This is a genomic window from Alphaproteobacteria bacterium (assembly GCA_019746225.1).
Classification (GTDB): Bacteria; Pseudomonadota; Alphaproteobacteria; order Paracaedibacterales; family VGCI01; genus VGCI01.
Genome location: JAIESE010000001.1, coordinates 118892 through 137222, shown reverse-complemented (window position 1 = coordinate 137222; position 18331 = coordinate 118892). Strand labels below are relative to the sequence as shown.

The 18331-nt window shown below is 43.4% G+C and carries 16 protein-coding genes; 1 reads left to right on the top strand and 15 read right to left on the bottom strand.

What is annotated here, in order from left to right; all coding sequences use genetic code 11:
• The 12 genes from K2Y18_00585 to K2Y18_00530 form a co-directional block, all read right to left on the bottom strand.
• The coding region (locus K2Y18_00585; GenBank protein ID MBX9804234.1) for a hypothetical protein at nt 1–2291 on the bottom strand (2291 nt) is incomplete at its 3' end.
• A 13-nt stretch (nt 2292–2304) separates the two neighbouring features.
• A complete protein-coding gene (locus tag K2Y18_00580) occupies nt 2305–2850 on the bottom strand; it encodes a pilus assembly protein (protein MBX9804233.1) in 546 nt (181 codons plus the stop codon).
• Nucleotides 2847–3344, bottom strand: a complete 498-nt coding sequence (locus K2Y18_00575) for a pilus assembly protein (GenBank protein ID MBX9804232.1) — start codon at nt 3342–3344, stop codon at nt 2847–2849. Before K2Y18_00575 ends, K2Y18_00580 begins: the two co-directional genes overlap by 4 nt.
• Nucleotides 3334–4317, bottom strand: a complete 984-nt coding sequence (locus tag K2Y18_00570) for a type II secretion system F family protein (GenBank protein MBX9804231.1) — start codon at nt 4315–4317, stop codon at nt 3334–3336. The genes K2Y18_00575 and K2Y18_00570 overlap by 11 nt, the downstream gene beginning before the upstream one ends.
• A gap of 3 nt (nt 4318–4320) precedes the next feature.
• Complete coding sequence (locus K2Y18_00565; protein MBX9804230.1) at nt 4321–5316, bottom strand: type II secretion system F family protein; 996 nt, start codon at nt 5314–5316, stop codon at nt 4321–4323.
• Nucleotides 5313–6641 (bottom strand): CpaF family protein, encoded by a 1329-nt coding sequence (locus K2Y18_00560; protein MBX9804229.1) that lies wholly within the window; start codon nt 6639–6641, stop codon nt 5313–5315. Before K2Y18_00560 ends, K2Y18_00565 begins: the two co-directional genes overlap by 4 nt.
• A 127-nt stretch (nt 6642–6768) precedes the next feature.
• Nucleotides 6769–6927 carry a Flp family type IVb pilin gene (locus K2Y18_00555; GenBank protein MBX9804228.1) on the bottom strand — a complete coding sequence of 53 codons (159 nt, stop codon included), beginning with the start codon at nt 6925–6927 and terminating at the stop codon, nt 6769–6771.
• Nucleotides 6928–7219: 292 nt separating this feature from the next.
• Nucleotides 7220–7378 (bottom strand): Flp family type IVb pilin, encoded by a 159-nt coding sequence (locus K2Y18_00550; GenBank protein ID MBX9804227.1) that lies wholly within the window; start codon nt 7376–7378, stop codon nt 7220–7222.
• 365 nt (nt 7379–7743) lie between these two features.
• A complete protein-coding gene (locus K2Y18_00545) occupies nt 7744–8094 on the bottom strand; it encodes a hypothetical protein (GenBank protein MBX9804226.1) in 351 nt (116 codons plus the stop codon).
• A 39-nt stretch (nt 8095–8133) separates the two neighbouring features.
• Nucleotides 8134–9948 (bottom strand): M3 family oligoendopeptidase, encoded by a 1815-nt coding sequence (locus K2Y18_00540; GenBank protein MBX9804225.1) that lies wholly within the window; start codon nt 9946–9948, stop codon nt 8134–8136.
• Entirely contained in the window at nt 9949–11382 is a 1434-nt protein-coding gene (pyk, locus tag K2Y18_00535) for a pyruvate kinase (GenBank protein MBX9804224.1), read from the bottom strand.
• A gap of 105 nt (nt 11383–11487) precedes the next feature.
• A complete protein-coding gene (locus K2Y18_00530) occupies nt 11488–14259 on the bottom strand; it encodes an ankyrin repeat domain-containing protein (protein ID MBX9804223.1) in 2772 nt (923 codons plus the stop codon).
• A 243-nt stretch (nt 14260–14502) separates the two neighbouring features.
• On the opposite strand from K2Y18_00530, the gene K2Y18_00525 reads away from it, so the two are divergent.
• On the top strand, nt 14503–15297 hold the full coding sequence (locus K2Y18_00525; GenBank protein ID MBX9804222.1) for an SDR family oxidoreductase: 795 nt from the start codon (nt 14503–14505) through the stop codon (nt 15295–15297).
• Between the two features lie 55 nt (nt 15298–15352).
• On the opposite strand, the gene K2Y18_00520 is transcribed toward K2Y18_00525, so the two are convergent.
• The 3 genes from K2Y18_00520 to K2Y18_00510 all read right to left on the bottom strand — a co-directional run bounded on the left by K2Y18_00520 (nt 15353) and on the right by K2Y18_00510 (nt 18243).
• Nucleotides 15353–15964: a hypothetical protein gene (locus K2Y18_00520; GenBank protein ID MBX9804221.1), complete on the bottom strand. Its 612-nt coding sequence runs from the start codon at nt 15962–15964 to the stop codon at nt 15353–15355.
• A gap of 172 nt (nt 15965–16136) precedes the next feature.
• On the bottom strand, nt 16137–17105 hold the full coding sequence (locus tag K2Y18_00515) for a magnesium transporter (GenBank protein MBX9804220.1): 969 nt from the start codon (nt 17103–17105) through the stop codon (nt 16137–16139).
• Nucleotides 17106–17223: 118 nt separating this feature from the next.
• Entirely contained in the window at nt 17224–18243 is a 1020-nt protein-coding gene (locus K2Y18_00510) for a hypothetical protein (protein ID MBX9804219.1), read from the bottom strand.
• Nucleotides 18244–18331: the final 88 nt, after the last annotated feature.

Sequence of the window (18331 nt, the reverse complement as noted above, 5' to 3'; positions counted from 1 at the left end):
GATGCACCGCCAGTGGGTTTGCCGTCTCCGTTGGACTTATTGTCCCCTTTGCCGTCGCCTTTGCCGGATGCACCGCCAGTGGGTTTACCGTCTCCGTTGGACTGATTGTCCCCTTTGCCGTCGCCTTTGCCGGATGCACCGCCAGTGGGGTTACCGTCTCCGTTTGATTTACCATCGCCTTTGCCGGATGTATCGCTGGTTGGTTTGTCGTCTCCGTTAGACTTATGGTCCCCTTTGCCGTCGCCTTTGCCAGATGCACCGCCAGTGGGTTTGCCGTCTCCGTTGGACTTATTGTCCCCTTTGCCGTCGCCTTTGCCGGATGCACCGCCGGTCGGTTTGCCATCTCCGTTGGATTTGCCATCGCCTTTGCCGGATTCTCCACCACTCGATAGGGATCCATCATTCCCACCAGATCCGCTACCAGCTTTCTCTCCACTTGACGGAGGTGTTTGGTTGCCGAATGATTTTGCAACAATCTTCGTCCTCACTTCGTCTAAAGCTTTGGAAATGCTGGTGGCAGAATTGTTTATTGTGTAAGTATTTGAGCTTGAGTTGCTGCAGGCTGATAGAGATTGTAAGTCATTGCTTGATAAAACAAAAATATCAATATTTTTCATTTTAATATTGTTGCAGATTCGGTAAAACTTGGCACCAACTGCATTTAATACACCTTCGGCATACGTTGATGCGTCGACCGTTGAGTTATAGTTTGTGGCATCAGACAGATTGAGGCCTAGGCCTTTGTCCATTGTTTTATACCACCGATTTTCACATGTAATGTCATTCACAAAAGATTGACGATTTGTTGGGACAGGCACCATGCCGTACCCCGTCATTAACCAGTGGTTTAGACCGTTAACAACCTTTTGTGAGTTTCCACATTTGTTATTATAAATGCTTGAAATGTTCTTCTTATAGTCATCCCAATAAGGATTTCCATTAAATACGAGAATCATACTTTTGTAAGTTGATCCATAGGGTTGTGGGTATTTCGTTATTGACCTGGACGTGTTGTTGAGCTCTGAATTGACCAGCCAAAAATCGTTCCAGTTTGGGTCAATCGTGCGCCATCCCCAAGATAAAAGAGATGGAAAAAATCCATCTGATGGGGCTGCAAACTCTTTTAAACCCTTGATATAATTGACAGCAAGCGTTTTGTTAAGGGTCAACGGGAGGATGGGGTAAGCCTTACCGGAGGCATAACTATAAACTTGAGAACAAGAAATATTTTGCGTCGAGGGGCATTTCGTTGGCCATTTGATAGATGAACACGAGGGGTAATTTGGTTGTGGTAGCTTGCACATGCCTGGCGAAGTGTTGCTTATGAGGACACCAGGGTCAGTAGGGTAGACAGCATATTGACCTTGTGTATAAAACGGGTTAGTCACGGAGCCATAATTTGTTGTGTTCCAAGCCTGAGCGGGGTTTAAAGGAAAGAAGCCAGGATTAGCCATCTCATCATTGCTGCCCATATCAAGGTGTGAAAATAAAGCATTGTTAGCTGTTGTTTTTGAGTCTAGTAAAAACTCTGTGGCAATGGGGGTAATGCTAACCATGACGTTATTGGGCAAACTCGTCACAAATTTGATCAATTGATCACACATTATTTGATGGAAGTTATTTTGAAGAGATCTGCCTGATACTTCATAAACAATGGCAACTTCAGAACTGGGCCCCAAAGATAAAGGGACGCTACTGGATGCATTATAAGTGCTTAAAGGAATGCCGCCAATATTCATGAAAGTATTGTTTACTTTGACCGATGCTGAGACAGAAATTACATTTGCTCCTGTATTGACATTTATAACAGGACCGATAATGTTCTTCATATTCGTCGTATTTACGGCAAAGACTTTTTGAATGATCGTGGTTATGGTTGCGACATCACCGTTGCCATTTGCAAGTCCTGCTCTGGCTGCAGCATCAACAGCTGCTTGCAGTCTGCGTTTATTTTCGAAGCCAGTAGCTGTATCAACGGCGAGTCCAAGCATCGATATGATCGGTGTCAACAATATGCCCACTAAAATAAGGACACCCCCATCTTCCTTATGTTTAAATATCCGAAACTTCAAACCGACTTTGTGAATTTTAACAATGATGAGGGCCATGGCAAATAATACAAGTAAGGGGAGTATGTACAGGCCCATTAGGATGTAGGAGGAGCCTGTTTCCGCTTGTTTAAAGGTATCGATTTTGGGCCACATACAAGAAAGGGACCGACTCAAAAATGAGCATAGTCTTTCCTTATTCCATCTTAGTTTCTGATTTGGTAAAGAATCAGTAAGCCTCATTTCATATTTTCCTTTACGTTGCGGGTAAAGGATTAAAGGCGCCGGAGCCTCTGGGAACGGATTGTGCGACTTTTGATAAAGTTATAGAGGGGAAAATAGCCGCCAGATAGGGAAAGGTTGGTTGATATTGATAAGAAACTTCAACAATAATAACATTTTTGTCAACTAAGACGGGAAATGGAGCCTGACCCCCGCTTGAGATTTGGCTCAACGCCCCGGGGGAGCCTTGTTGCCAAACAAGGGTTTGACTTGTGGAGGTTCCAACCTGTTGTAACCCTGTGACGATGACTTTCCCTTTTGTGGTAAAGTTATAGTCCGTTCCCATCAAGTTGGCTCCTATTAAACAATCTGTAATGGTTGCGGTGCTTGTTTGTGCTCCAACCCAATTTGCAACTCCAGAAGAAATTTCGTTTAATTTTGCATTCAAAAGAATGTAATTTGTTGCTTCGTAGATACCTAAAGAAACAGTCAACAACAAAGGAAGGATAAGGGCAAACTCGACCATCGAGGCCCCTTTCGTTTCTTGTGTAAATTGCCGAAATTTCTTGAAAAGGATCATGATGGAAAAGTCCCTTCATTTTTTGTATAACTTGTTGCTTGAAGAACTTTTGTCCCCCCAAAGAGTGCAGCTATAAGAGGACTTGAGGGGGAATAGGCATATTGCATCTTGTACATTCCGACTTGTCCTGCATTGCCTGAGCCGGCTGTGCCTGGACCCCCCAAATTAGCAATGGCAAAAGTAGGGTAGGACTGAAGGGTCATTGTCACGTTGGATGGGTTGAGGATCGACGACATACCATTTGTCATAACGGCTTGGGCGGAAGCTGTACGGGTTGATCCCGTGGTATACGCGCCTGTTGCTCCATAAAATGCGCCACTCATGACACAGCTTTGCATATTGACTTTAATTGTCAGCATGATTCCCAATTCAAAAATGCTTAATATAATTGTAATCAAAATAGGGAAAACAATAGCGAACTCGACAAGAGAAGCCCCTTTTTGGCAAGAAAAGATTTTATTGAGACGGATAGAAGAAGTTAATTTATTGAACATTAAGCAACCTCACGATAGCTGGCCCTAAGAGGACAATAAAAAGATTTGGCATCACAAATAAAACCAAAGGGATGACCATTAAGGATGGCAATTTGGCAGCTTTTGTTTCTGCTTTATGCATACGAGTATCACGAATTTCTTTTGATAGAATATCCAGCGCGTGCAACGTTGGGGTACCCTGCTGGATTGATTGCAAAACGGTTGTTGTGAAGGTGCGAATAATTTGACTCGGAACGCGCGAGTAAAGGTTTTGCAAGGCTTGACGTCGGTCAAGGATAATCTCTAGTTCGACATTGGTAATCATCAATTCATACCCAATTTCTTTACCAAAAAGAGAGATTTCTTTTGCAACACGCTCAATGGCTCGATTAAGTCCCAAACCAGCCTGAAGACAAATAATAATTAAGTCGAGAGCATCAGGAAATTGTTTTTCAATCAGCTCAACGCGCTTTTTGATGACCCCTTTTAAAAAGAGGTCCGGTACAAGCCATCCGGATAAAGATGTTAAGATAAGAATTAACCATTTGATAGCACCAGAGGCATCCATTAAGGATGGACGCGTTCTAATCACAATGTAACCTACAGCAATTCCTAGAAAGAAGCTTAACAGTTTTGAGGTTAGAAAAATAATTTGTGTTTCTTTTGCGTGCCAACCAGCTTGCTCAAAACTTGTCTTCATGTTTTCTTCATCTAGAAAGGGGTTTTTAAGGATGGTGTCGATGATGCGTTTCTTAAAATCCCCTTTTTTCTTGTCCTTCTTTTTCTTCGTCTGCATGAATGTATAATTAAGGTTTTCTTTTAAGTAGTGAGGGTTAGCTAGACTATAATCTGCACGTACCTGCTCTAAACGAGCATCTAGCTTTGGCCAAGTAAACAACAATTTTCCAGTCATATAAAAAAGAACAAAGATACTAATGCCTGCAGCAATTGCCATGTTTAGAGATTGGAAAATGATGAAGTTAATTTCTGGCATTCTTTACGCCTCCACCTTCATCATGCGCATAATAACAAAACCACCTGTGAACGATAATCCAGCACAGACCCACAACAAGATTTTCCCTGTTGGATCCGTGAAGAAGAACTTCATGTACCCCGGACTAATAAACTCAACCAGAACTCCGATGACAAGAGGGAGTGCTCCGACAATGAGGGCTGTTGCACGGCTTTCTGATGACAGGGTCCATACTTTTTTACGAAAGCGATCTCGTTCTCGAATTACTTCACACAATTTTCCTAAGATATCTGCAAGGCTTCCCCCCATCTCTCGTTGAATGATGAGGGCTAATGAGAAAAATCGAAATTCATCAATGCCGATCCGAGCAGCGGCTTCCGCTAAGGAATCATCAGGGGTGATACCAATCTGTAATTGGGAGGCCATGTAGTTAAATTCACCTCCCACAGGCTCTTCTACTTCTTCTGAAACCATGGCAATACCACGACCAAGTGTCATACCAGATTTGAGGCCACGGGTGATGATATCTAAGGAAAGAGGGAAAATATTGATAAATGCTTTTTTCCACAGACTTTCTTTGATTCTTAAATAGAAATAATGTCCCAATAATGAGATGGAAGATCCCAATATAAACGAGTTGATTAAAGAGAATTTGAACGTCAAGAAGATAGCGTCTGTTCCGATAAGGATGCCACAGGCCTGACAGATGATGTGCAATTTAAGATTAGGGAAGACACCGCTTCGATAAAACAAATGTTTTATCATTTTTAAAGAAGGGTAAGGGTGGGCGAGAAAAGCCTTTAATCTGCTCTCTACTTGGAGTGATCTCATGCGCCGGTCCTCAAGCTTTTTTGAGGTTCTCTCCCAACGTTCAATGACAGCAGACCCATACTCTTCCCAACGTTCCCGCAAATGGCGACGCGCTCTTATCATGGGGAAAAGGAGAGAAAGTGTTAAGACATAGAGAAACACCGTAATACTAATGGTAACCAGAATTGCCAGAAGGAAAGACTGGGTCATGATAGCCCCATGATTTGTGCTAATTTTTGGTCTAAGCCAAAATACCTGGCTTTTTCCATAAACGTTGGAATAACACCTTCACGAGGTACATAGTCACCTGTGAGGCGGCCGTTTTTATCTTCCCCACTATAGGCAAATTCAAACACAGTTTGAGTTTTGATTTTGTCTCCTTCAAGCCCAACAACTTCAATAATTTCGTTAATACGACGAATGCCATCGCGCATACGTTCAATTTGCACGATCATATCCACACCGCCCGCTATTTGGGCTTGGATTACTTTTCCTGGAACACCAGAGTCGGACATTGTAATCATGTTCTCTAAGCGCAGTAAAGCATCTGTGGCTCTGTTTGCGTGGATGGTGGACATAGAACCATCGTGACCCGTATTCATGGCTTGGAGCATGTCGATGGTTTCTTCACCGCGAACCTCACCAACAATGATACGGTCAGGGCGCATACGTAGGGCATTTTTCAATAAATCGCGTATGGAGATTGCTCCTTCCCCTTCAACGTTGGGAGGACGCATTTCAAGACGGACGACATGGGGTTGTTTGAGACGAAGTTCAGCTGCATCTTCAATTGTGACAATACGTTCTCTCGGATTGATCATTTCAGACAATGCATTCAATAGAGTCGTCTTCCCCGAACCTGTTCCTCCAGAGACCAAAGTGTTTAGGCGGCAAGTTGTCGCAATTTGGAGAAATTCTGCCATTTTTGCGGAGAGATTTTTTTGCTTAACCATAAGGTTGATATCGATGGATCTGCGAGAGAACTTACGAATGGAGAGAACAGGGCCGTTTAAGGATACCGGAGGCGTAATAATATTGATACGACTTCCATCTGGCAACCGTGCGTCAACCATGGGGCTGGCCTCGTCAATGCGTCGACCGATACGGTTGGCGATGCGTTGGGCAATTTGCATGATATGGGCATGGTCGCGAAAGGTGACCCAGGTCTTTTCAATTTTACCTTGGCGTTCCACATAGACCATTTCGGGTCCATTAACCATGATATCAGTGACAGAATCATCACTTAAGAGTTGTTCAAGAGGACCAAAGCCAATCATGTCATTGACGATGTCTGTTGCAACTTGCTTTTGTTCCCGACGATTCAGTTGAACCCCTTGGGAATTAACAAATTGGACAACGAAATCTTCTGTTTCTTGCTGAAGCTCACCAGGGGTCATTTGAACAGCAGTATTTGGATCAATCCGGATCATCAGAGCGTTATAGATCATCGAACGCAAGGGCATGAGACGATTGTTTATGCTCTCTTGTGAAGAGGCTTGCGTTAAAGATGTCTTTGTCGTTGCTGCGGTATTCATAAGAACCCCCCTCACCCTGTTATTCAGAGTATCGTCAAGCTACAAAGTTTCCTTGGCTCCCCATATTCAAAAAGGGGAGCCAATTAACCTAGCGATAAATGCGAAGAAATAATTCTTTCTTCGTGGTTTATAGCTTGTTAGAAACGTTCGTCATGCTTGTGTTGATTTTTGTACCAACAGTTGTAATTGCTGTAATAGCAGCAAGAGCAATCAAAGCAATGATAAGCGTGTACTCGATTAAACCACCACCTTGTTCTGATTTGCTGAATAAAGATAACATTTTCATTTTTCTACTCCCTTAATCATCATATTTTTTTAACCACGTCGACATTTTTAACAAAGTCTAATTAATTAAACATTTAATTCACTTACATCATTATTTTGGCGCAAGATTTGTTAAGATGCGGTTAAAGGAACTGTTATAATTCAAAGAAGTGAGTAAGAAATTTTTAAAACGGCGGGTGAGAAGAGAATAGGGGGTGGGCTGAAAAAATGTTTAATGAAGTGTGAATGGGTCAGGAACTTGTTCACCATATAAATGGCGATCAACCACCCAACCCATTCATTTTAATGACTATTTATAGCTTGTTGCCGATTGTTGTCATGCTGGTATTAACTTTTGTACCAACAGTTGTCATAGCGGCAATAGCGGCAAGCGCGATCAGACTAATAATAAGAACATACTCAATTAGTCCACCACCTTTTTCATCAAGACCAAATAAATTTAACTTTTTCATAACAATACTCCCTCTAATTTTACAAATTAATTCAAAGTAATCATAAAATTACCCTATCCACGTCCCATGATGATCGGTAGAAATTAATAAATGGTTAACGGGAGATTAATTCGTTAAATTTTGAGTGATATTAAAGGGGCGGGGCGCCAAAGAAGTGAAAGATGATGACGAAAAAACTAAACAGAACTAAGAATCCAACAAGGGAAAGTTCCCAGCTGGTTCGTCCCTCTTCATTTGTTAAAAAGTTTTTCAGCATCATCATCATCCCATCTGAGAATAGAGGCCTCTTTGGGATAAAATGGGATTGTTTTGAAATAAATCAACCCCCTTTTGAGAAAAATTTATAAAAATTAGAGATATAGGCGTTAGTCTAGGGTAATAAAGAGAGATTTGCGTGTCTTGTTGTTAATTGCGCGTGAAATGTGTCCTTGGCCCTTGGTATCTTCAGCAAGTAGGATATTGCCGCTCGTGAATTGACGCCGGGTTCCATCCCCAATTTCTATTTCAACATCTCCCTCAAGCATCACGACGTATTGGCGTGTGGGCGCTGTATGCCACTCATAGAAGTAGTCTGGGGGGGTTTCACGAAAGATGACGCCTGTTGCGTGGATGAATTGTGAGAGCTTGCCAATGTCCCCATTGTCTTCCAGGGGTATGTCAATATCCTCGAAATGGGATTGGTTGTCATCACCTGTATAAATTCGAGTGATCTTCATGATATATGGACCTTACCTCGAGCAACTGTTGTTTATGTATCAGGACAGACGCTCTAGTTCATCAATGAATCCAGCTACAACGTTCAAACCTTGGTTCCAGAAGGCGGGATCTTTGGCATCCAAGCCAAACGGACTTAACAGTTCAGGATATCGCTTTGTGCCGCCTGCTTTTAAGAGATCGAGATAAAGTGCTTGGAAATTGGGAAATCCAGAGTCATAGACGGAATATAATGAATTGACCAAGCAATCCCCAAAGGCATAGGCATACACGTAAAAAGGGGCATGAATAAAGTGGGAAACATATCCCCAATAGGGGCGAACGATGGGGTCGATATGAACAGCGTCTCCCATGGCTTCCTTTTGGGTGGACACCCAAATATCTCCAATATCTTCAGCTGTTAATTCTCCGGCTCGACGGCGCTCATGAACCGCACGTTCGAACTCAAAGAAAGCAATTTGGCGCACGACGGTATTGATCATGTCATCAACTTTGGAGGCGAGAAGGCTACGGCGTTGGGCAGGGGAAGTTGTTTTGGCAAGCAGGGCTTTAAAGGTGAGCATCTCTCCGAATACGGAAGCTGTTTCGGCAATCGTCAAGGGGGTTCCAGAAAGTAGGTACCCTTGGTCGGCGGCCAAAACTTGGTGAATTCCATGACCAAGCTCATGGGCCAACGTCATGACGTCTCTTATTTTTCCATGATAATTCAATAGGATGTAGGGGTGCACGCTCGGTACCGTCGGGTGGGAGAAGGCGCCCGATTCCTTCCCGCTTTGGGAGGGCACATCAATCCAAGGAGAATCAAAGAATCGACGCCCGATGGTTGCCATTTCCGGATGGAAGGAATGGTAGGCCTCGAGAACAATTTCTTGCGCGTTTGCCCAAGGAATGAGCGTGTGATCGGTCTCAGGCAAGGGGGCATTGCGATCCCAATACTCAAGCTGTGGTAAGCCTAGCCACTTGGCTTTCATGGCGTAATAGCGATGGGAAAGGCGGCCATAGTTAGCTTTTACGGCTTTGACAAGTGCGTCTACAACTTCATCTTCAACTTGGTTGGACAAATTTCGAGATGCTACGGGATGGGGAAATGCGCGCCAAGTATCCTCAATTTCCTTATCTTTGGCGAGGGTATTTGTGACAAGCGTGAGGACTGATGTATGGCCTTTCAGGCCTTTTGACAAGGCGTGGGCTGCCTCTTGCCGGACTTGCCGATCTTTATGACTGAAGCGACTCAAAATATCGGCCAGAGCCAATTCTTCGCCTTCATGGGGGAATTTTAGACCAGCCAAGGTTTCTTCAAACAAACGAACCCAGGCATTACGTCCCGTCACAGATTTTTCATGCAAGAGCTTTTCCAACTCCGAAGAGAGTTGGTGCTTTCGAAATAATCGAATGCTATCGATCCAAGGCTTGTAGCGCGTCAATTCAGGACTCTCAAGGTAAGCTCTCTCAAGAGTTTTATCTTCAATTTGATTGAGCTCAAGGGTGAAGAAAATAAGATGGGAGGAAATGGTTGTGACGCGCTCTTGAATCATTTGAAAAAACTGGACAACCGGGGGATTGCTAACGTTTGTTGCAAAGAGCAAATAACCATAACTCATGAGTTTACCCATAAGCTCATCAATCTTTTCATAGGCTTGAATCGCTGATGCGTAGTCTTTGCCGGACCAGGATCCGGTCGGGGTAAATTTGCCAGCGTAAGACTTTGCAAAGTCAGTTGTCATTGACTCAGCTTGATCTAAATCCGCTTGGATTTTAGGGTCCTTGAAAGAGGCATAAAAGTCACTCAAGTCCCAGCGGGGCAGGGTCTCTTCTTGGATTGTTAGGATCTTTTGGGGATTTGCTGTCGTTGTCATTTAACTGTCCTCCGAAAAAGTTTCAATCTTTGCAATTCTCAAAATATTGGTGCCCCCCGATACGCCAAAGGGAACCCCAGCAATCACAATAATCAGATCCCCGGCTTTTGCATATTTCTGATCAAAGGCGACTTTACAGCCCTTGTTGACCATTTCAGAAAAAGAGTGGATCTGTTCTGTCAGAACAGGGTGGGTACCCCACAGCAACGCAAGTTGACGGGCGGTTGTGATGTTGGGCGTCGCTGCAAGAATGGAGACTTCTGGGCGTTCTCTCGCGGCCCGTTGAGTGGTTGCCCCAGAATCTGTGAAGGTCACCATAGCCGTGATGCTAATGGTATGGGCGACATGTCGGGCGGCTGTTGTGATGGCATCCGGGATGTTGGCAAGGGGTTCAGGTCGGGTTGCTTCGAGCATTTGTGCATAAACATGGTCTTGTTCAACTCGAAAGATGATGCGATCCATCATCGACACGGCTTCTACCGGGTATTTCCCTGAAGCCGATTCGGCCGAGAGCATAACCGCATCAACACCATCATAAATGGCGGTTGCGACATCAGACGCTTCAGCGCGGGTCGGGGAGGGGTTCGAGATCATGGAATCCAACATTTGCGTGGCCACAATGACCGGCTTTCCAGCCACACGACATTGACGAATGATGCGCTTTTGAATGCTGGGCACATCTTCAGGGGCCATTTCAACGCCCAAATCCCCACGGGCCACCATGATGCCGTCGGCCAAATCAATGATTTCATGAAGGTACTGGATCGCCATAGGTTTCTCTAGCTTGGCTATGATCTTAGCTTTGTCTTTGATCAGCTGGCGGGCTTCCAGAATATCTTCCGGGCGTTGAACGAACGACAAGGCAACCCAGTCTACCCCTTGGGAAAGACCAAAATCCAGATCCACCCGGTCTTTCGGCGTCATCGCGGAAATGGGCAAAATCACCCCAGGGACATTGACGCCTTTGCGGTCGGACAATTCGCCCCCAATAATGACTTCCGTTTCAATATAGTCGGCCCCCCAAGACTTCACCCGCAAACGCAATTTTCCATCATCGAGCAGGAGATCCGTTCCTTTTTCTAAGCAGGAATAGATTTCTGGGTGGGGCAAATTCACGCGGGTCTCATCGCCGGGGGTCGTATCCATATCAAGGCGAAAGGGGGATTTTGCTGTTAATGTCACATGATGATCGGCAAATTTACCGACTCTAAGCTTAGGTCCTTGCAAATCCATAAGGATGCCGATGGGCCTTTTGACTTTTTTTTCGAGGGCGCGAATTATTTTGACCGTCTGCAGATGATCTTCATGAGAGCCATGGGAAAAATTGAGGCGGAACACGTCCACGCCGGCCAAAAACAAGTTGGAGATCATCTCCTGGCTTGCACTCGATGGCCCTAAAGTGGCAACTATTTTTGCTTTTCTAAAACGACGCATGGTATCTATGAACTTATTTTAGTCTATTTTTATACTTTTATTATCTCAGGTTCCGTGTCGCAGGGATAGGGGAAATTTGGGGGGTTGGTGGCCAAAATATTGACATTAGGTCGGCATTTTTCCAGCTTGCTGCAGAAGTTGGACAATGTCGTCATGGTGATTATCGGCAGCAGCTGTTATGGCGTCTTGGCCGGCGTCGTTCTTTAAATGAAGGTATTTTTCAAACTCTTCTTTAGTTCTAACCCCCCTTAGTTTCTTAACCAAGGCTTCAACAACCTCTTTTTCGCCTGATATGGCAGCAATATGGAGAGGCGTGTTATTACCTTGCAGCAACTCATCAAGGTTCGTACCACTCACAATGAGGGCGAGCGCTGTTTTTGTCTTCTTAAAATGAATGGCGTATCCAAGGGCGTTTAGGTGATTCCTTTCTTGATAATTCAGATAATTTGCTAATTTTATGGGGCTCTTTCTTTTCTCGAGGGCGATAAGATTAAGAACCTCACTTGTGTCCCCTTTGGCAGCTGCAATCATCAATTGCGTGCGACCGTCTTGGCCAACATCAACGGCTCCAGCCTCTTTAAGAAGAGCGGCAACCGCCTCATGACCACGATTACGTGCGGCGAACATGGCATCTACGCCCTTTATGTCTTTGTAACTGAGGTACTTAAAAAAGTCTTGAGGATTGCTTGTTTTTTTCTTTCTTTCAATAAGGACCTTTACGACGTCTGTCATTCCTGCAAAGGCAGCATGAATGAGGGGGGTTTGACCCATTTGAGTTGTTATCTGGTCAAGATCGGCACCTGCCTGAATGAGTGCCAAGGCGGTGTCTGCGTGCCCATTATTAATTGCAGTACTTAAGGCATCCATAGTGTTAACATTTTTATGATTCAGGAAGGTCCCGACACCTTGAAGATTCTTTTGTTTTTCAGCTTCAATAAGTGTCTTAACCTCGTCTGTTAATCCATAATGAGCAGCCTGAATAAGAGGATCTTTGTCTTCAAGAATATATTTAACAACGTCTGTAAGTCTTTCAGATTTTGCAACTTGCAATAGGTTAGGGTCGCTTGTATCAACCGAGCTTACACAGTGCAAATGAGGCTCTTTGATCACTCTGGGTTTTTGCTCCACCAGTGGTTCGGGGTAAGGTTTATTGAATTTGGCTTGCAATTGCTTGTCTAAATGAATTTTATATTTATCATTTAGGCGCGTTAGTAAAAGATCCATAATGGACAAAAGAGTCCCTTGTTCCAACGGATTGGCCTGATCAAAAAAGCTCAAGGTTTGCCCTGCAAGGAGATCTCTCTGGATTTGGTAAACTTTACTTTTGGTTCTCTGGGGGGAAATTTCTTCTTCTGAGCCTAAAATTTGTGCATTTGTTAGTTTTTTGGTGATCTCTGATAAGGACTCACCCAGACTGCTTTCGGGGGCTTCAAATATACCCCAGTCATCTGCAAGCCACTTCACATATTGGGAAAGGGTTTTGCAGTCAAGCAGGTGAAAATAGCTTTTCCAAAGATCAAATCTTTTCGTAAAATCTTGTTTTGCGTCAGCGCTCAGAGAGGCTCGATAAGCAACCATAAGGGCAACAGCAGCATTGTACCGTTTGTGGTTATGAGGGTCATTTTTGCCTGTTTGAAAAAGGGTGTCCTCTGTAAGAGAGCTTAAGAGAGCTGATTCAGTTTTCTGATGTAAGGGGCTTCCTGTTTTTAAAAGAATCTTTGCTCTGTCGAGTTTGAATTGTTGCACCTTTTGGCGAACTAATGTTTCAACCTTCTTTTTAAGGATTTCCGGACCATGGGTCTTAGGGACACCTTCATCCATTCGCTGGGCGACAAAATCAAGAATAACCTCATAGAAACTTTCTCTTTGAACCTCACTCATGCTGCCATGCCCAGCTTCTTTAAGAGCATGGAACTTCACTAAATTGGCTTTCTTTTTTTCCTTGGCAAATTTAAAATAATCAATCATTTCTTGGGGATCGACGCGAAGATCTCCCGTACCGTGGAGAAGGAGGATAGGATGAATGAGATTATCGAGATGGTAGAGGGGAGAAATTCCCTGATTGTAAGTATCATCAATTAATTTGTTTTCAGAGAAAAGGTAGTTGTGCCCACTCTCACCACCAACTCCTTTCACCGTGGATGAGTTAATCCATTTTTTATAGTCATAAATTCCATTAATGGAAATATACCCATCAAATAGGTGATTGTATGGAGGTGTTGTGGCTAAACGCGCAGCAACATAACCCCCAAAACTACTACCCATCACAAAGACCTTTGTCTTCCCTTTTTGAATGAGGGGACGTAAATGAGAGAGAGTACCATCTCTCGGTGTTTTTGTAAGATAGGTATAGAGCTCCTCAATATCCTGGAAGAGTCGTGATGGAAAATTTTTCGGGTTAATGCGAAAGGGAGGCTTTCCCTTGTTATTTGGCCCAGGCTCTCCCTGCAGAGCAACCACAATGCAACCGAAGCTGGCAAGTGTCCACTCCATGGATCCCATAGTTGGCCTTGACGCCAACGGAAGAGGAACTCCCCCCCCGTATACGCGGATGATAACGGGCCTCGCAATGTCTGTATCATCGTTGACAAACGCATTTGGCAGATAGATATGGAAGTCGATATTCTCTCCGTCACTCCCCTTTAAGGGAGGAATTGTGTATGCAGGTTTTATGGTGTCACTTTGAACAGAAGAAAATGTCGATACTTCGAAGACTCTTTTTGCAGGATCTTCCTTCACCCATTTTTCCCGCATGTCTTCGGGCATCAGCACTTTTGAGCTGGGCAGAGGCTTAAGGAGCGGGGCACTTGCTTTCAGAGTCGGCACGAGTAGGATTGCCAAAAGACAAGCAATGATTGATGTTGAAAATTTACTCAAACTCGTCTCTTTTCCTTAAGATTAAGACACAGTTATTAAAGTATAGATTGGAGTGCTTAATTTTCTGTTAAATTCCAGTGAAATGAGGGCTTTGCATTATGAGATTTAGTATCCATTGTTTCAAAACCTGGACAAATGGCCTCTATTATGAGATATGTTCTTCAAATGATCTCAAGCGATAGATGAAAAATGAGACAACCAACGTTACACTTATTCATAGTATTGATAGGATTGACCTTCATGATGACACCGACAACCGCAAAAAATCGATTAGAAGGAAAAGTAGCGCTTATAACAGGCGCGAGCAAAGGAATTGGGCAAGGTGTTGCAAAAGTTTTTGCAAAAGAAGGAGCAAAAGTTGTTCTTGTCAGCCGAACGGAGGCGGACTTGAAGAAAAGTGTGGAAGACATAACGAAGGCGGGCGGCAAAGCATTCTATATTGTAGCTGATGTCACCAAACAGGACGACATGGCAAAAATGGCCGAAAGGACGATAAAAGACCATGGTCGCATTGATATTCTGATCCACAATGCGGGAATCTATCCCGTTGCAAACATTTCTGACATGACATTAGATAATTGGAATCAGGTCATAACCACAAATTTGACAAGTACCTTTTTAGCTGTAAAAGCCTGTTTACCCTCCATGAAAAAGCAAAAATATGGGCGAATAGTGCTGACGTCGTCAATATCCGGCCCGAAAGTCGGTTGGCCTGGCGGAGCACATTACACAGCGTCGAAAGCAGGAATGATTGGTTTCATGAAGACAGTTGCCATTGAACTTGCAAAGAACAATATTACTGTCAATGCGGTTGAGCCGGGCAACGTTATTTCTGAAGGTTTGGATGAAATGAGTCAGGAGCATCGGGATAAAATCACTTCCGGTATCCCTATGGGCAGGCTCGGTACGGCGGAAGAAATCGCCTTTGCGCACTTATTCCTTGCCTCTGATGAAGCCAGGTACATCACCGGTCAATCCATTGTGGTGGATGGGGGACAGGTGCTCCCTGAGTCTGATCAACATATGCATATGCATTAGACTCAACGGAAATTCATGTATGTTTTGAAGAGGGGGGAACAAGCCCCCCTTTCTATTAATCTTCAACCTCTAATTTCGTTGGCCAAATATAGTCCAATGCCGCTAGCTTTGCTTCATCCATGGACTTATGCCACGTATTGAGAAAATCCTTATCGATGCTGGCTGAGAATTGCCCATATTTGCTTTTGGTTATTGCCACGATATGATGTTTGTTATCCCCTTTGTTCGTCCTTGTTTTTAAAAAGGGATTGCCCTTTGAGGAAGTTTTCCAGCCGAGGGCCAACCACTTGTTACGTCTTTGGAGTCTCGACTTTAAGTCTTGATCTCTTTCTTTTGCAGCTTTTAAATCGCCGTCCATATGCCCTGCACAAATGCAGCCCACGTCAAGTGTCTCGTAATCTTCATGAGCCATGCGATGAACAAATCTTATGGTTTCCTTTTCACACATTTGACAGTCTTTAGATGCCGACCCTAAGTCCTCAACTTCCAGACATTTCCAATCCCTGTGAGGAACTTCTTGATTCAACCATTTGCCAGTACTGCCGTGGATGGAAGCCCCGATCGTTCCTCGACATTGGTCACAGTCATGGTCTTGTGCGGCATCGACACAATCGATTGAAAATCCGATAAACATAATAATTCTTAATATATGATTCAATTTCTTCATGATCATTCTCCTTCTTTGGGCGAATATTTCTACACATTAACAATTGGACCTTAGGCGAATGAGTTATGTCCTGATATCCGAAATACAATCGTAAGTAGGCTACTTAGGTAGGCAATACGTAAAGGGGTTTAAATTCTTAAAAAGCTTTCACAGATGGTCTTGATCGATGAGATCATATCCAATCTTTATGCTTGAAAAATATGTAAGGGAGTAAGCCTGCAAGGAGTATGAGAATAAGCGAAAATGGATAACCATAGGTCCATTTTAACTCGGGCATGACATGGAAATTCATTCCATAAATACTTGCGATGAGCGTGGGAGGAAAGAAAATAATAGCTGCAACCGATACCATTTTGATTATATTGTTTTGATCAATGTTTATCATTCCCAAGCATGCATCTAAAAGGAAATTGACTTTATTTGATAAAAAGGTTGCGTGGTCATTCAAAGGCAAAATATCATTCTCAAGAATCGTTAATTTTCTTGAGTCCTCAGCATTTAACTTGATCCTTTTTGATTCTGAAATGAAATTGAGAACCCGATAGCAGCTCATGAGGCTTTCATGGGTTTTAGAAATTAAATCACCATTTTGCCCAACTTGGCAAATAATTCTTTTAAAGTCGACTTTAAATTTTTGTTTTTTCCCAGGAATTTCTGGACGAAAAATAATTTGCGTGCTTTCATCAATTGAGTGTCCAATTTCTTCAATATAGTCAGCTATTTGGCCTATCGCCGCTTCAAGAAGATCCAAAAACACCCCTGTGTGATGAAGAGCTTTAAAGCCATTTCTTTTATTATAGTTTAAATATCGTGCGAAGAATGAAAATTCAACATAGCGGATGGAGATAATATATTTGTGGGTTAAGATAAATGTTATCGCTTGAGTCTTTTGCTCGGACGTCAGAAAACTACCCGTCACATAAATGCCATCTTTTGATTGGTATAAACGATTGGACAGTTCAATTTCACTCATTTCGTAAGGATCGGGGATATCAATGCCGAGAAGTTCTTCTATAAGGTCGTCTTCTTCTTCAGTCGGATCAAAAATATCAATCCAAATAGGTTGAGCGGAGCCCTCCTTTATGCTTTGGTAGGAAACCAATTTTAACAAATTATCTTCAGCTTCATAGAAATTAAGCATTTGAACTCCGTATCATGAGAGACAACATTGTTACTAGTTTATGCTCGATTGCTTAGGGAACAGCGTAGCCCATGGATACTGTGTTTCTGGCTTGCTTTTCACGATTACCCAATGCATTTTACGTGACAAAACGAGGCACGTTGCCCTTAGCATCCTTTAGTGATGTGATGCATGCAGAATAGGTAATAGGCCTCTCTTTTGGAAAGGGCACGCGATGACCTTTCTGATCAAAATAGAGACCAGCATAAAAGTCAAAATCGTTTGAGCAGCACAGAGGCGAGAGCGACAGCAGTCCAAAAAGGTTGTACGTGCGCTTATCTTTTTCATAGTGATCTATGCCTGGAGGCCAAGCACCCGAAAATTGATAGTTTGTTAAGAAAAATACAAAGCCATCGGGACTCAGTAATTCTTTGATCATGCTAAAGAGGGCCGGAAAGTTTTCTTCAGGCAAAACTTGGAGTAGGTGGGCACAATAGAACATGTCAATCGTACCTTTCAAGTCAGGACGTGTTTCCAAAAGAGTGAGCGGATCGCAACAAACCGAATCCAGTTTAGGGGCACACTCAGGGAAAGCTTCCTTCCTTTTGTTAAAGGAGGCAATCTCACCCTCATCAGAATGACTCATCAAAACGGAAGTAGCACCGGCTTGAGCAAAAAGAAAGGGGCAAATTCCATCTTTACCATCCATAACAAGAACCTTTCTTCCCGGGCTTAAATGCATGCCAAGAGCCACTAGTTCAGCGGGAATCGGTAGAATCATTTCGGGGAGTGGATATGCTTCTACGCCACGCATTCCTTGGAATTTATCGCTAAAGACTTGTCCCTCAGGGATGAGTTCGTAACGCTCTTTGATGAGAGAAAGTGCCCTATCGAAAGGCATATCTTTTATTAATGGGCGCAAAGTCTCTTGGTTTGTTAGGTCAATAATGTTTGGGCATCTTGTAAGGCCATTTGTAGTTTTAAAGGGGTTGTCGAAACTTGCACAGAAGGCATATCGTTCATCGTTGGGTGCTCTGTACTTGAAGCGTAAATATTCATCCGTCATTGGTGCCGGATTCATCCCGGAAGTTGAATCCGCGGCATAAGTTGTTACATAAGCGGTTATCAATAAGAAGAAAAATATGAATTTGCGTAGCATGACTCTCTCCAAACTAAAAGGTATTGTCTGTATTATACAATAAACTTGAGAAGGGGGTCTAGTCGGTAGTTTGAGCCCCTCAAAAGGG

What these genes read in the sequence shown, in the direction of transcription:
- K2Y18_00580 (MBX9804233.1), bottom strand. Translation starts at nt 2,850, where the DNA reads ATGATCCTTTTCAAGAAATTTCGGCAATTTACACAAGAAACGAAAGGG.
- K2Y18_00575 (MBX9804232.1), bottom strand. Translation starts at nt 3,344, where the DNA reads ATGTTCAATAAATTAACTTCTTCTATCCGTCTCAATAAAATCTTTTCT.
- K2Y18_00570 (MBX9804231.1), bottom strand. Translation starts at nt 4,317, where the DNA reads ATGCCAGAAATTAACTTCATCATTTTCCAATCTCTAAACATGGCAATT.
- K2Y18_00565 (MBX9804230.1), bottom strand. Translation starts at nt 5,316, where the DNA reads ATGACCCAGTCTTTCCTTCTGGCAATTCTGGTTACCATTAGTATTACG.
- K2Y18_00560 (MBX9804229.1), bottom strand. Translation starts at nt 6,641, where the DNA reads ATGAATACCGCAGCAACGACAAAGACATCTTTAACGCAAGCCTCTTCA.
- K2Y18_00555 (MBX9804228.1), bottom strand. Translation starts at nt 6,927, where the DNA reads ATGAAAATGTTATCTTTATTCAGCAAATCAGAACAAGGTGGTGGTTTA.
- K2Y18_00550 (MBX9804227.1), bottom strand. Translation starts at nt 7,378, where the DNA reads ATGAAAAAGTTAAATTTATTTGGTCTTGATGAAAAAGGTGGTGGACTA.
- K2Y18_00545 (MBX9804226.1), bottom strand. Translation starts at nt 8,094, where the DNA reads ATGAAGATCACTCGAATTTATACAGGTGATGACAACCAATCCCATTTC.
- K2Y18_00540 (MBX9804225.1), bottom strand. Translation starts at nt 9,948, where the DNA reads ATGACAACGACAGCAAATCCCCAAAAGATCCTAACAATCCAAGAAGAG.
- pyk (MBX9804224.1), bottom strand. Translation starts at nt 11,382, where the DNA reads ATGCGTCGTTTTAGAAAAGCAAAAATAGTTGCCACTTTAGGGCCATCG.
- K2Y18_00525 (MBX9804222.1), top strand. Translation starts at nt 14,503, where the DNA reads ATGACACCGACAACCGCAAAAAATCGATTAGAAGGAAAAGTAGCGCTT.
- K2Y18_00520 (MBX9804221.1), bottom strand. Translation starts at nt 15,964, where the DNA reads ATGAAGAAATTGAATCATATATTAAGAATTATTATGTTTATCGGATTT.
- K2Y18_00515 (MBX9804220.1), bottom strand. Translation starts at nt 17,105, where the DNA reads ATGCTTAATTTCTATGAAGCTGAAGATAATTTGTTAAAATTGGTTTCC.
- K2Y18_00510 (MBX9804219.1), bottom strand. Translation starts at nt 18,243, where the DNA reads ATGCTACGCAAATTCATATTTTTCTTCTTATTGATAACCGCTTATGTA.